Below are 14,160 nucleotides of genomic sequence, written 5' to 3'. Positions count from 1 at the left end.
TGACTATAAAAATGGATTGTGTTTAATGACGACTTCTTCTGTTTCGTCCCGGCAGAGCAGTGCCGCGGTGGAGAATGACGAGATCGATCTGGGGCGCCTGCTGGGTTACCTGATCGATGGCCGTTGGTGGATTGTGACGATCACCGCTCTGTTTATGGTTCTTGGCGTTGCATACGCCCTGTTGGCGACCCCGGTCTTCAAGGCAAACGCCTTGTTGCAGGTGGAGAAAAAAGCCAGTGGTGCTGCGCTGCTCGGGGATATGGCTGACGTATTGGGCGGTGAACAGCCCGATGCTGCCGCCGAAATTGAGCTGCTGACTTCTCGTATGGTGCTTGGCCGTACGGTACAAGAGCTTCACCTCGATACCGTAGTGACTCCTAATTTCTTCCCGCTGGTTGGCCGTGGTCTGTCACGGCTGATGGGGCATCCCTATCCCAAGATGGCAGTAAGCCGTTTTGAAGTTGCGCCTGAATTGTTGGATGTACCGCTCACATTGACCTTGGGTGAAGACAAGCACTTTACCCTTGAGGTTGAGGGGCGGGTGCTGGAAGGTCAGGTAGGCAAGCTGCTTGAAAAAGAGGATGTCACCCTGCTGCTGTCTGATGTGGCAGCCGATGAGGGGCAGGTATTCACGCTGGTCAAACAACCGGTACTGGATGTGATTGCCGAGTTGCAGCGTGATCTTCAGGTCAGTGAAAAGGGCAAAAATACCGGGATCATCTCGCTGGCGCTGGAAGGGGATGACAAGGGCCGCATTCGTGCGGTGCTCGACAACATCAGCCAGAACTATCTGCAGCAGAATGTGGTACGCAAAACCGAAGAGGCCCAGAAGAGCCTGGATTTCTTGCAGACGCATCTCCCTCAGGTTAAGGAGGAGCTGAATCGTTCTGAAGAGCAGTTGAATGTTTATCGCCAGCAGAATGAGTCGGTCGATCTGTCGCTGGAAGCGAAAGCCGCACTGGATACCATGGTGGGCCTCGAGAAGCAGCTCAATGAGTTGACCTTCCGGGAAGCGGAGTTGCAGCAACTCTATACCCGCCAGCACCCCGCTTACATCGCCCTGATGGAAAAGCGCCAGACCTTGATGAATACCAAAAATGCGATCAACAAGTCGATCAAGCGTCTGCCAAAAACCCAGCAGGAGATTTTGCGTCTGACCCGTGATGTACAGGTCGGTCAGGAGATCTTCGTCCAGCTGCTCAACAAGCAGCAGGAGCTCAATATCATGAAGGCGGGCACTATCGGCAATGTGCGGATCATCGATGATGCCGCCGTTGAAACCCGTGCCGTCAAGCCGAAGAAACCGCTGATCGTGGTACTGGCGACACTGCTGGGTGGCATGCTGTCGGTGGGGTTGATCCTGGTGCGCGCTGCCTTCCACCGTGGTGTGGAAAGCCCGGAACAGTTGGAAGAGATGGGGCTGTCGGTCTATGCCACCATCCCCTACTCCTCTGAGCAGGCCACCATCGAGCAGCAGCAGAAGAAGCGGCGGCAGGCAATGCCTCTCAACGAAGCCTTGCTGGCTGCGCGAAATCCGGCCGATTTGGCGATGGAGTCACTGCGTAGTCTGCGAACCAGCCTCCATTTCGCCATGATGGAAGCCAAAAACAACATAGTGATGATCTCGGGCCCCGGCCCGGGTCTTGGCAAAACCTTCGTGTCGACCAACTTCGCTGCCACGTTGGCTCTGGGCGGCAAGAAGGTGCTGGTTATCGATGCCGACTTGCGCAAAGGCTATATGCAGAAGGTCATGGGGCAGGAGATGGGCGCCGGTCTGAGTGCCTACCTGGCGGGTCAGACGGAGCTGGCACAGGTTGTGAGTCAGACCGGGTTTGATGGCCTTGATTTTGTCTGTCGTGGGGCTGTGCCACCCAACCCTTCCGAGCTGTTGATGCACCCTCGTTTCAAAGCGCTGCTGGATTGGGCGAGCGAGCACTACGATTTTGTCATCGTTGACTCCCCTCCCATCCTGGCGGTCACCGATGCGGCCATCGTTGGTCAGCATGTGGGGGCATCCTTGCTGGTTGCCCGCTTCGCCAAGACTGCGGTCAAAGAGGTGGAGGTGGCCATTCGCCGCTTTGAGCAAAACGGGGTCGCTATCAAGGGGATCTTGCTCAACGCGGTCGAGAAGAAGGCGAGCAGTTATTACGGTAACTACGGATATTATCAATACAGTTATGGCAGCAAGGAAAAAGCCTGACATGCTGTTTGGATAACCGCAATAGGTGAATGCAGGGTGCGTCTTCATGGCGCACCTTTTTTATGACCACCATAAAATAGTTTTCGAATGCAACCTGTATTTCAGTGCAATAATAGCGTCCCGATGGTATGCTATATTTGCAATTATCTATGTTTACAATGAGTTACTTAACTTTTTGTGAACATGGCAATGCGTTGGTAAAGGGATATATGGTAATAGCATTGTTGTCATGCCATATTTTCTCCGAGCCACAAGTAGACAATAAACAAGGAAAGATGAAATGAAAAAAACCGCCCTGATTCTGGCTGCTGCCATGGCATTCTCTCATGGTGTGATGGCTGCTGAAGAAGCTGCTGCTGCCGCATCCACCGGTTCTGCCGGTGCCGCTGGTGCTGGTGCTGCCAGTGCTGCTGCCATCGGGACTGGCACCATTGTTGCCGTTGGTGTAGGTGCTGCGGTTGTTGCTGGTGTTGCCATTGCAAATGCCAACTCCAACGATGATGCCGGCCGTGGTACCGGAACCACAACCAGTACTCGTTAATATGATATAGGGCTGCTTTGGCAGCCTTATTTTTTTATATGTCACTGTGGTCACTCTATGTCTTTATCGCGCAATCTTGTTTTTCTTGGTTTGTTATCTCTCACCGGTTGTTCAAATACTGCTTCTGTGACGAGCGAAACTATCAAATATGCCGTGTTGGGGGCTGATGATGTGACCGTCAGTGCCGAGCATGTCAATAAACTGCCTTATGCAAGCGCTTATCTGAAAATCGGTGATAACCCGCGGATCTTTGTGGTATTGGCTTATGTCAATGGAGATGAACTCTCCTGGCTGACAGCCGATCGGGTCATGATTATTACCCGCCACGGTAGGGTCATTAAAACTGTCGGTATGGAAAATGACCTGGTCATGAGCGAGAGTGGTTCTGCCGACCCACTGTCGATGGCTGCAACCTCATCTGCCAACTGGAGTGCCTTGTCAGAGTGGGAACAGCGCTATCTCAGCGGTTACCGTCTTGAAGGGAAGATGGTCCGTGCCGGACAGGATGAGCTGGATCTGGTGACGCGCCGAGTTTCAGCTACGCGTTTTGAAGAGACGGTTTCAATGTTCCCGGGGGGGAAATCCTGGACCAACGTTTTCTGGCGAGATCCGGTTAATGGACAGGTAGTAAAAACCCAGCAACATCTCGGCCCTGATCTGCCGGTCATTGAACTCACCATTTTGAAGCCATTCTCGTCATGAAAAAACTGACCCTATCTCTTTTATTGCTGTCCGGTGCTTGCTTCGCGGATACCAGTGTCAGCATTTACTATCAGGGGCGTCTTCAAGATCCCATCACCTTGAGTGAAGGGGCACGCCTTGACGCCTTGCTGAGAAACAAGCTGCTGTCATCACCCATCTATTGGCGCTCTGCCCAGATTACGACACCGGCCCGTCAACATGAGTTTGAGCTCAAGCAAGCGGCGGTGATCCGTGAGTTGGAGAGTCTGGCGAGCATATGGCGTAGCGAAGGTGAGGCTCAACGAGCCTCTTCTGCTACTCGTCTTGCACATCAACTCGAAGGCATCACCGTTACCGGCCGCTTGCCTGTGATAGTTGATCCTGACAATGCCCAGCGCTCCCCGCAGGATAACCCTCGCCTGGAAGGCAACTACCGACTGTTTGTTGCTGCCCGCCAGCCTCAGGTTGCCATGTTTGGCCTGATGGAAGCGCTCCCCACGTTGCCTCTGGTTCCCGGTGCAGGTGTTGATGAATATTGGAAGCGTGATGCGCTGCTGGAGGGGGCCGACTCTGCTCATCTGCTGTTGATCCAGCCAACCGGTGATATTGATATGGTCCCCGTTGCCGTCTGGAACAAGCTTCATCGTGAACCCATGGCGGGGGCTGCACTGCTGGTCGGGTTTGATCCTGACCTGTTGCCCTCTTCATTTGCCGGAATAAATCAGCGGATCGCCGAGATAATTGCAAACAGGGTGCCTCATTAATGATTCCAAAACTTTCATATATAGCCCTGGCCGTCTCGACCGTTTGTGTTGCTGCACCCGGGGCGAATGATCCCTATGGCCCATCGCAAAGTGATTTCGGTGGGGCAGGTCTGCTGCAGATGCCCAGTGCCAGAATGGCCGCAGAAGGCGAGTTCAGTTTCAACTACATGGATAACGAAGAGTATCGACGCTGGTCGATCTCCATGCAGCCCTTTGACTGGTTTGAGGCCACGCTGCGTTATACCGATGTCAGAACTCGCCTGTATAGCCCTTACGAGCAGTTCAGCGGGGATCAGACTTATAAAGACAAGTCGATGGATTTTAAATTCCGACTTTGGCAAGAGTCTGATTACTTACCCCAAGTATCATTGGGCTTCAGAGACTTGATGGGGACAGGCCTGTTCGATAGCGAGTACGTTGTTGCCAGTAAACGTTATGGCCCGTTTGATTTCACCCTTGGAATGGGCTGGGGGAATATGGCCGAGAGCGGCAATATCAAGAACCCCTTCTGTGAATACAAAGAGAGTTGGTGCCAGCGTAATGATGGTTATGCGGGCAATGGCGGCAAATTTGAGGTCGATAGTCTGTTCCACGGCCCGGCGGCCTTGTTTGGCGGTATCGAGTATCAGACGCCATGGCGCCCTTTGCGTCTGAAACTGGAATATGACGGTAATGATTACAGCCGTGAGTATGCAGCCCGTAACAGCAAAGGCGGCTATGGAGCCTTGCCGCATAGCTCACCAGTCAACATAGGTGCCGTGTATCGTATTTTCGATAATATGGATACTCATCTCAGCTATCAGCGTGGCAATACCCTGATGTGGGGTATTACTATGCGGACCAACTTTAATGAGTTGCAGCAGGCCCATCTGGATGAGCCCCGGCCTGAGTATCAACCGGAAAAGAGTCCGGCCCAACTGGATGATGTCGATTGGGCTGCACTCAGTGGGCAGACGAAAAGCAATGCCGGATATCGTGATCTGGTCTGGTATGGCACGGACGATCGTGTTTTTGTCAGCGGTGAGCAGCTGAAGTATCGCAAGCCAGATGAAGCCGAAGATCGAATGTCATTATTGGCCGCGAATGCGTTGCCCGCTTCGGTTCACTCTCTGCATATCGTTGAGCAGAAGAAAGGGCTCGATATCCGTGAGACTGTAGTGGACATGGACTCTGTACGGTTGGCAAACAGTGACCTCCCATTGGGACAAGAGACTACTTATAAGTCGGATGTCATCGCAGCCAATGCACCGTCGGCACCTGTTCGCCATGAAAGTCGCAGCTCGGCGCTGAGTTACAGTGTGGATCCTGTGTTGAACCAGTCTGTTGGGGGGCCGGAGTCTTTCTACATGTATCAGCTTGGTCTCAACTTCAATGGTGATTGGCGGGTGACCGAGAAGAACTGGCTGGGGGGCACAGTATTTGTGAACCTGGCCAATAACTACGACAAGTTCAATTACAAGAATCCACCGCTGGACGGGGATGCTTTGCCCAGGGTGAGAACCTGGATCCGGGAGTATGTCAGCTCCTCCGATGTATTGCTTAACAACCTGCAAGCGACCCATTTCGAGCAGTTCTCACCTGAGTGGTATGGTCAGGCTTATGCCGGTTATCTGGAGATGATGTACGCCGGTGGTGGTGCCGAACTGCTGTATCGTCCTTTTGGTCGTTCATGGGCGATTGCGGCTGATGTGAACTGGGTCAAGCAACGGGATTGGAACAATACCTTGCGGATGGCCGATTACGATGTGGCAACAGGCCATGTGACCGGTTATTGGCAACTGCCCTATGTTGATGATGTGACTGCCCAGCTCTCTATTGGCCGTTATCTGGCAGGGGATGTCGGGGCGACACTGGATCTGTCCAAACGCTTCTCATCCGGCGTTGTGGCAGGGGTGTTTGCAACGCTGACTGATGTGTCTGCTGATGAGTATGGAGAGGGGAGTTTCACTAAAGGTATCTATGTGACGATTCCCTTCGACTTGATGCTGCTTCGCCCGACAACCAGCAAAGGCTCGATTGGCTGGATGCCATTGACCAGAGATGGGGGCCAGATGTTGGCCAGAAAATACAGTCTTTACAGTTTGAGTAGCAACGCGTCATTTCCTGACTAATTAATGCTATAGCTTGAGTAAAGCGCTCTGAATATGGTTGTATGAAACACCATTTTTTCAGAGCGCTTTTTTTATGTCTACATTTCCGTCCACCGGGTCATCAGTGCTATCAGCCCATCGGGAAAAGCGAGTATTTTTTCTCTTCTGGGGGATAAGCATACTTTGGTTGGGACTTGGAATGCATTTTTTCATGCATAACCCGGGTGGGGCAGGTCTCTATCTTCCTTTCAACGCATGGGGATGGATATTTGCTTCTTTGATGATCTGTCTGGGGTTGTGGCATATCACGTCGAAAGGCGAATTGGTATCCAGCAGGCTCTTGCAAGTTTGGGGGGGCGCGATTGTATTGATGCTGCTACCCATGGCGTGGTCTGACGCCACCTTGCGTGATTACGCACTTCCTCGCCTCGGTGGTCTTGTCGGCGGCGGATTATTTCTCTTCTCGCTCTATCAGTTCCGTCTTGCACCGAAGGCGCGTCAACAGCTATTGACGCTTATGCTGGTCGCGATAGCTATCGAAATGACTTTGGGTCTGGTGCAGTATTACCTGCTAACACCGGGCAATTGGCTTGGCTATGACACCAAAGCAAATCGCCCCTATGGCATTTTTCAGCAACCCAATGTGATGGCCAGTTTTATGGCCACCGGTTTGTCTCTGGCTGCTTGGCTAAATACCCTCAACCAACATCGATGGCTGAAGGCACTTCAGGGGTATGTGATCGTTGGTTCAGTGGTATTGCTGATTGTTCTTCAATCCAGAGTTGGGCAACTGGGTGGAATATTGGCTTTGCTGATGATGCTTCCCTGGTTGAAGAGAAACCACGCTTTGAAGGTGACTCTTTCATGTGTCTTATTGGGCGTGCTGTTTGGACTCGCATCTCTGTATGGTGTGGAAGGGGTCAAGCGGGGTCTTTCTGTCTATCAGTCGGGGGGATATCGTACGATTTATTGGTCGTATGCATTGCACCTGCTGTCACAACATCCTTTTACCGGATGGGGATATGGTTCTTTCGAATCTGTATTCCTGCATAACTATATGGCAGACAAGTTATTGAATCCGGCAATGCCACAGATTGAGTACAACCTTGATCATCCTCATAATGAGTTGCTCTATTGGGCTGTTGAAGGGGGTATCTTGCCTGTCATCGGGCTCTTGGTGATGGGGGCCGCTGTGATATGGCGTGTAGCGGGTCAATCCTGGTCGCATGGATTGGCCTTATTGGCATTAGTCGTACCCATTACACTTCATACCCAGGTCGAGTATCCCCTCTATCACTCCATTGCTCACTGGATTTTTTTATTGATGTTGGTCTGGTATATCGATGAAACCTGTGGGGCAGACGCGGCCAGAGGGATAGCCGTATACCGTTACCCCCATAAGTTGTTGTTGCGCTTTCTGGCGGTTTCCATCCCCTTGTTTATCGTACCATTCATGTTGACTGCGCTTCATACTGCCTGGGTCGTAACCAAATACGAACGGGGGGGGTATAAGGAGCCAGCATTGTTGCTGGATATTATTAATCCAATGGCTTGGTTGACGCGGGTTGAGTTTGATGTAAATGCGGTACGATTGATGGTGGGTTTACAGACTCAGAATAAGACCGAACTGGAGGCTTACCTGGCATGGGGGCAAGATTTTGTTCGCCATACACCCAGAGCAAATATCTACGCGAACATGGTTGTTGCATTGAATGCGTTGGGGCGCCCTGACGAGGCTCGTAATTTAAGAGCCGAAGCGCTCCGTTGGTATCCAAAAGAACCATTGCTGATTGAGGCAACCTCTAAACCAATGGTCAGTGGTGTGGATACGTTACCTACTGGAGCAGCCAACTAAGGCTTGGAAAATGGGATATGAGACAATCATAGCGGCTTGTCTCTATGCCGTTATAGCTGTAGGAATGAACCTGTGGTTTCCGTGCAAAAGGTAAGGTAGAGGGGAAACACACCTTTAGTCGCGCGCCTTTTTTATGTTCATTGGACTGTTTTTAACTTGTTGTTTCTAAACGATTTTAATCCATGGTGCGATCGATTGGGTAATATGACGCATGGTCTTAATCTGCTCATGATGCGAGCAGGCATCGTTCTATTTTTTTATGCAGGTACTGCTCAGGAATCGTTTGACGCACTAGTTGTATTTTCTGAAAAATGTTGATGGCAATTACCCTGAACCTCATATTAATAGTTTCAGATGTGTATGTTCGATTTGGTGGTGATATCAAAAGAGATGTCTAGGCGAGATAGGTTTAATGGGTGAAAGCGTGAGTTTGTTGGCAAGTTTATTTTCATATTCTTTCCAAGTATGCCCTGATAGTAAAAATTGCATGTAGTTATGAATTGTCCATGCTATTCTGAAACGGTATCCCTGTAACCGACTTTTTTGTGAGGAAATAATGAACGAGTTTCTGAAAGTTCTGCTGAACATTCGCAGTCTGCGTGCGGCTATTCGTGAGCTGCCGTTTGAGCAACTGCTGGAAGCTAAAGAGAAGTTTGACCTGGTTTACCAAGAGCGCGCCGATTCTGTTGAACAGGAGCGTGCTGAACAGGAAGAGCGTCAGCGCAAGCTGAATGAATTCACCGAAATGCTGCAGCAGGCTGGTATTGATCCTCGCGAGCTGCTGGCAACTGCCACTGCTCCGGCTGCTGCGACTGGCGCTGCCAAGAGCAAGCGTGCTCCGCGTCCGGCTAAATACAAGTACGAAGAAGATGGCCAAGAAAAAACCTGGACCGGTCAAGGCCGTATGCCGAAAGCCATTGCTGCTCAAGTAGCACTGGGTAAAGACCTGAACGATTTCCTGATCTAATTCGTCAGGTTCAGAGATTGAATAATGCCGCCCTTGGGCGGCATTATTTTTTGCCGTTTTACTCGTTGTTATCCAATCCGCCACTTCACCCCACTGTTATCTACATCCTCGCTTGTATCCTTTTTACCGTCGTTTTACTTCACTGTTACTTTGCTCAATATCACTCGTTGTTTGTGATTAATTTTGTCGTGCAGGATTAACTGCGTGATATCGCTATTTGTATACGTCGTGCAGATATGCGCTTCGGATATGTCGCTCATGATTCACGGGGCGCGGCTAGGTAAGAACCGAGCTCTCTGCGGATGGAATATCCGGTAACCGTTATCTCCGGTCAGGGAGCGTGGGGGATAGAGATAGCCGCAAGGTATGGCCGGGATATTCTGGGTCACCGATGCATGTAATAGGCTGCGCTGCCATAACAGCCCCTGATGATGGGCAATGGAGTTCGGTTACCGTGTGGGAGAGGGAATTCTGTGCGGTCGATGATGATGGCATTCCCCACTCTGCCGGCGGAGTGGGGAATGCCCAGGTGAAGCGCTATCGGGGCGTCACGCTATCGCTCCCACCCAGGGCGCGATAGATTTTGGCGGTGGTGGTGAGCTGCTCTTTTTGCTGGGCCAGCAGGCTCTGCTGGGCATCCCATAGCCGGTTCTGCTCATCAAGCCAGGCTTGCACACCGGTCGCACCCGCTTGGAAGCGAGCCTTGGCCAGTCGTTCGGCCTCCTGGGCATAACTCAGCTGTTCCTGCAGATAATCGAGTCGCTGCTGGCCATAGTGGCGGGCAGCCAGATTGTCTTCCACCTCCACCAGTGCGGTGTAGAGCTGTTTGCGAAACTCGGTTTCAGCGATTTGGTAATCCAGCTCTGAGCTTTCGATGGCGAGCTGGGTGCGGTTGTATTCAAGGAAGGGGAGGGCGAGGCTGGCTCCCAGCGTACCGACTGGATTTTGCAGCACCTGCGCCAATCTATCGGATGCGGTGCTGGCACTGCCGGTCAGGGTCAGGCTGGGGTAGAAGCTGGTGCGGATCTCGTCCCCTTTTGCCAGCGTCTTGCGCAGCCGTAATTCGGCCGCTTTGACATCGGGGCGGCGAGCCAGCACATCTGCCGGAATACCCACCGCAAGTTCTGGAATGGTCTGGGTTGCAAGGGAAGCGGGTGCATACTCCAGCGGCCCGCTGCTGCGGCCCAGCAGCAGACGCAGGGCATTGCGAGCCTGCTCCTGCTGCGCCTTGAGGGAGGCCAGCTCGGCCTGTTTTCCTGCCAACAGTTGGCGTGCCTGCGCCAGATCCAGCCGGGTGATGGCGCCTGCCTGGTATTTGGTCTGGGTCAGCTGCTCGGTACGGGTCAGGTTGGCCAGCTGCTGTTCTCCAAGTGCGATGGCAGAGCCGAGATAGCCGAGCTGCCAATACTGCTCCAGGGTATTGCCGATCAGCAGCAGTCGGGTGCTGGCGAGATCCTGCTCGCTTGCTGCCGCTTCCCAGCTTGCCTGATCTCGTACCGAGGCAAGCTTGCCCCACAAATCCACTTCGTAACTGAGGCTCAGAGAGGGGCCCAGACTGTTGGTGCCTTTGCCGGTTTTCAGATCCTTGTTGCCACTGGCTGCGATAGTGCCATTGACCGAGGGGGTGAGGTTGGTATCGGCTTGCTCGGCACCCAGTCGGGCGCTTTTGAGCTTGAGGGCCGCCACACGCATGTCCGGGTTGGCGGCTAGAACCGCCTCGACCAATTTGTCGAGTTGGGGATCATGAAATTCCTGCCACCATTGGCCTGCCTGCGCAGCCAGTTGGGCGCCCTCTGCTTGTTGCCATGTGGGGGCGATCGCCAGTTCGGGTCTTTGATAGGTGCTGTGCTGACTGCAGCCGCTGAGGGCCATAGAGAGAGCCAGCCAGGAGAGTTTGTGCATTGTTATTCCCTCGCCAGTGCGACAACAGGGTCGAGCCGCGCCGCATTGCGTGCCGGCAGGTAACCAAACAGGATCCCGATGAGTGACGAGCAGCCAAAGGCCATCAGGATGGAGAAGAGCGAGAACTGCATCTTGATGGAGTCCACCAACAGTGAAAAGAGCGCGCCAATGCCTAGCGAGAGGCCAACGCCGAAGATCCCCCCCAGCAGGCTCACCATCACAGCCTCAATCAGGAACTGCTGCAAAATATCTGACTGGCGGGCGCCCACGGCAATGCGAATGCCGATCTCGCGGGTGCGTTCGACCACCGACACCAGCATGATGTTCATCACGCCCACCCCGCCAACGATCAGCGAGATCACCGCGATGGCCGAGACCATCAGGGTCATGGTAGCGGTGGTTTTCTCTACCGATTTGATGATGCTGTCGCTGCTGAAGGTGAAGAAATCCTTCACCCCGTGGCGCTTGGTGATCAGCTCGATCACCGCCTGCTCGGCCAGTGCCGGTTGTACCCCGTCTTTGACCCGGATGGTGATCTGGCTGAAGTGGTGCTGCGAGATGAGACGACTCATCACCGCGCTGTAGGGCAGCCAGATATTGACTGACTGGCTGGTGGGGCCGAAGCCGGTCTCCTGCGAAACCACACCGACAATCCGTACCGGCAAGGTGCCGACCAATACCACCTTGCCGACAGGCTCCTCCTTGCCAAGCAGGCTGGTGATACTCTTCTTGTCCACCACGGCGACGGCGGCACGCTGCTGGATATCTTGCCACTCCAGTAAGCGACCACTGACCAGCGTCATCCCCTTTACCTTGAAATAGTCGTTACCGACCCCGGTCACGTTACCGCTGTTGGTCTTGTTGCGGTAGCGCAACTGGCCGGAGCTGCCGATCTCGGGGCTGGCGCCCGCAAGATAGGGTTGCCCCAACAGGGCATCGAGATCCCCCTTGTTGAGGGTCTGGATGCTGGCCATCTTCTCATCGCCCCATCCTTTACCCGGGAAGATTTCGATGGTGTTGGTGCCCATCGCATTGATCTGGTCGATCACCTTGGCGCGCGCCCCTTGCCCCAGCGCCACCACACTCACCACGGCGGCGATGCCGATGATGATGCCGAGCATGGTGAGGAAGGTGCGCATCCGGTGGGCGAGCATGGCATGGATCGCCATCCGTCCCGCTTCCCGATAGCGATCCCAGTCGTGACCCATGGCGCCTTTAGTGGGCACTATTTTTTGAGGGGCAGTGGTTGTGCTTGTGGCGGTGGCTGGAGCCAACACGGCCGTTTGGCAGGGGCCGCTATCTTGTTCAATCCGACCATCCTTGAGAGTGATGATCCGGTCGGCATGGCTGGCCACGTTCATATCGTGGGTGACCAGAATGATGGTGTGGCCCTGAGCGTGCAGCTCCTTGAGGATCGCCATCACCTCCTTGCCGCTCTGGCTATCCAGTGCGCCGGTCGGTTCATCGGCGAGGATCACTTCGCCGCCATTGGCCAGCGCCCGGGCGATGCTGACCCGCTGCTGCTGACCGCCGGAGAGCTGGCCCGGGGTATGGTGGCTGCGATCGGCCAGCCCCAGTCTGCCCAGCAGCTGACGCGCACGTGCCTGGCGATCCGGGCGGCTGGTGCCGGCATAGACGGCGGGGATCTCCACGTTGGCGGCGGCATCGAGGTGGGGCAGCAGGTGGTAGCGCTGAAAGATAAAGCCGAAGTGGTGGCAGCGTAGTCGGGCCAGCGCCAACGCATCCATGGTGGCGGTGTCCTGACCGCGAAACAGGTACTGGCCGCCGCTCGGGCTATCGAGACAACCCAGCAGGTTCATCAGGGTCGACTTGCCGGAGCCGGACGCGCCGACAATGGCGATCATCTCTCCTGCCGTGATGGTGAGGTCAAGAGGGTGGAGCACGGTGACTTCGCTGTCGCCGCTCTGGTAGCGTCGCTCGACCCCTTTCAGCTGGATCAACGGCAGCTGGTTCAGGGGCTCACTCATAGCATCACCGCCATCTCATCATTGTCGGCGGGGGCTCCGTGATTGAGCTGCACCTCCTCCTTCTCATTCAGCCCGCTGATCACCTCAATGCGGATCTCATCCTTCATACCGGTCTTGATATGACGGGTTTCGGTTGTCTCATCGTCCTTGATCACGGTGACTTCATACTCGTTGTCACCCAGCGACTTGCCGAGGGCGGTTTGCGGCACAGTGAGCACCTGCTTGCGCTCGCCGAGCACTATGGTCACCTGGGTGGTCATTGCCACCCGCAGGGTATGGTTGGGATTGGGCACATCGAACAGGGCGTAGTAGTAGACAGCCGCATTGTTGGTGGTGGTGCCTGTGGTGGCCTGATCGTTGATGTTGGTAGGCGCTAACTCCACGGCGCGAAGCGTACCCTGATAGCGGGTATCCGGATCGCCAATGAGGGTGAAGTAGACTGGCATGCCGGCTTTGACCTTGGTGACATCGGCTTCGGAGATCTGCGCCTTGACCGTCATGGTCTCGAGGTTGGCCAGCTTGAGCACGGTCGGCACCGTCTGGCTGGCAGCCAGGGTCTGGCCCTGACGGGTCACAATGCTGATGACGGTGCCATCCATCGGCGCCAGGATCTTGGTGTAGCCCAGCTCGGTCTTGGCCCGATCAACCTTGATCAGGGCATTGTCGATATTGGCCTGGCTGTTTTGCAGTTCGGCGCGGGTGACCGCCAGCAGTGCCTCGGCACTCTCCAGATCGGCCCGTGAGCTCGCTTCCTGCTTGAACATCTGCTGCTGGCGCCGCCAGGCGAGCTCGTTCTGTTTGAGTTGCGCCTGCTTGATCTTGAGCTGGGCGCGGTTGCTGGCAAGTTCCGCCTCGGCCGTCTTGAGGTTGTTCTGGGCAATCAGGGGATCGATCTCGGCCAGCAGGTCTCCCTGCTTGACCTGATCACCGGCCTCGACGGCCAGCTTGGTAACCTGACCGGAGACCTGGGCCCCCACATCCACCTGCTCTACGGCCTGCAGCACACCACTGGCCAGCACGGTCTGGGCAATATCCTCGCGGGTCACTTGAGCGGTTAGCATCGCCTTGGGTGGTTGACTTGGCCAGAGCAGCCAGCCGAGGAGTACCACGGCGATCAGCATGGTGATGGCCAGGGTTCTCTGCTTGGGGGTTATGTTCATCGATCACCTGAA

Annotated in this window: 10 protein-coding genes; 7 read left to right on the top strand and 3 right to left on the bottom strand. The window is 54.5% G+C overall.

Going from position 1 to position 14,160, the window contains the following annotated elements:
- Window positions 1–25 precede the first annotated feature (25 nt).
- The 7 genes from WBR25_RS14235 (at window position 26) to WBR25_RS14205 (ending at window position 9,098) form a co-directional block, all read left to right on the top strand.
- Window positions 26–2,200 (top strand): polysaccharide biosynthesis tyrosine autokinase, encoded by a 2,175-nt coding sequence (locus tag WBR25_RS14235; protein WP_479748347.1) that lies wholly within the window; start codon window positions 26–28, stop codon window positions 2,198–2,200.
- Window positions 2,201–2,480: 280 nt separating this feature from the next.
- A complete protein-coding gene (locus tag WBR25_RS14230; protein WP_150388737.1) occupies window positions 2,481–2,741 on the top strand; it encodes a hypothetical protein in 261 nt (86 codons plus the stop codon).
- Between the two features lie 57 nt (window positions 2,742–2,798).
- The gene (locus WBR25_RS14225) at window positions 2,799–3,443 is read left to right on the top strand and encodes a YjbF family lipoprotein (protein ID WP_100654156.1); all 645 of its coding nucleotides are present in this window, start codon (window positions 2,799–2,801) and stop codon (window positions 3,441–3,443) included.
- Complete coding sequence (locus WBR25_RS14220; protein WP_479748345.1) at window positions 3,440–4,186, top strand: capsule biosynthesis GfcC family protein; 747 nt, start codon at window positions 3,440–3,442, stop codon at window positions 4,184–4,186. The genes WBR25_RS14225 and WBR25_RS14220 overlap by 4 nt, the downstream gene beginning before the upstream one ends.
- A complete protein-coding gene (locus WBR25_RS14215) occupies window positions 4,186–6,297 on the top strand; it encodes a YjbH domain-containing protein (RefSeq protein WP_201951813.1) in 2,112 nt (703 codons plus the stop codon). Before WBR25_RS14220 ends, WBR25_RS14215 begins: the two co-directional genes overlap by 1 nt.
- 178 nt (window positions 6,298–6,475) lie before the next feature.
- Window positions 6,476–8,131 (top strand): PglL family O-oligosaccharyltransferase, encoded by a 1,656-nt coding sequence (locus WBR25_RS14210; RefSeq protein WP_368216246.1) that lies wholly within the window; start codon window positions 6,476–6,478, stop codon window positions 8,129–8,131.
- A gap of 556 nt (window positions 8,132–8,687) precedes the next feature.
- Window positions 8,688–9,098, top strand: coding sequence for an H-NS family histone-like protein (locus tag WBR25_RS14205; protein ID WP_005338054.1), 411 nt, complete (start codon window positions 8,688–8,690; stop codon window positions 9,096–9,098).
- A 537-nt stretch (window positions 9,099–9,635) separates the two neighbouring features.
- Here WBR25_RS14205 and WBR25_RS14200 read toward each other — a convergent pair.
- From WBR25_RS14200 to macA, 3 genes are read right to left on the bottom strand one after another with little or no spacing between them, the layout of a single operon-like run.
- The gene (locus WBR25_RS14200) at window positions 9,636–11,000 is read right to left on the bottom strand and encodes an efflux transporter outer membrane subunit (protein ID WP_479748344.1); all 1,365 of its coding nucleotides are present in this window, start codon (window positions 10,998–11,000) and stop codon (window positions 9,636–9,638) included.
- 2 nt (window positions 11,001–11,002) lie between these two features.
- The gene (locus WBR25_RS14195; RefSeq protein ID WP_479748342.1) at window positions 11,003–12,988 is read right to left on the bottom strand and encodes a MacB family efflux pump subunit; all 1,986 of its coding nucleotides are present in this window, start codon (window positions 12,986–12,988) and stop codon (window positions 11,003–11,005) included.
- Complete coding sequence (gene macA, locus WBR25_RS14190) at window positions 12,985–14,148, bottom strand: macrolide transporter subunit MacA (protein ID WP_479748341.1); 1,164 nt, start codon at window positions 14,146–14,148, stop codon at window positions 12,985–12,987. The genes WBR25_RS14195 and macA overlap by 4 nt, the downstream gene beginning before the upstream one ends.
- Window positions 14,149–14,160: the final 12 nt, after the last annotated feature.

The sequence above is a fragment of the Aeromonas sp. MTB genome (genome assembly GCF_056632455.1).
This window is presented reverse-complemented; position numbering and strand designations above follow the sequence as displayed.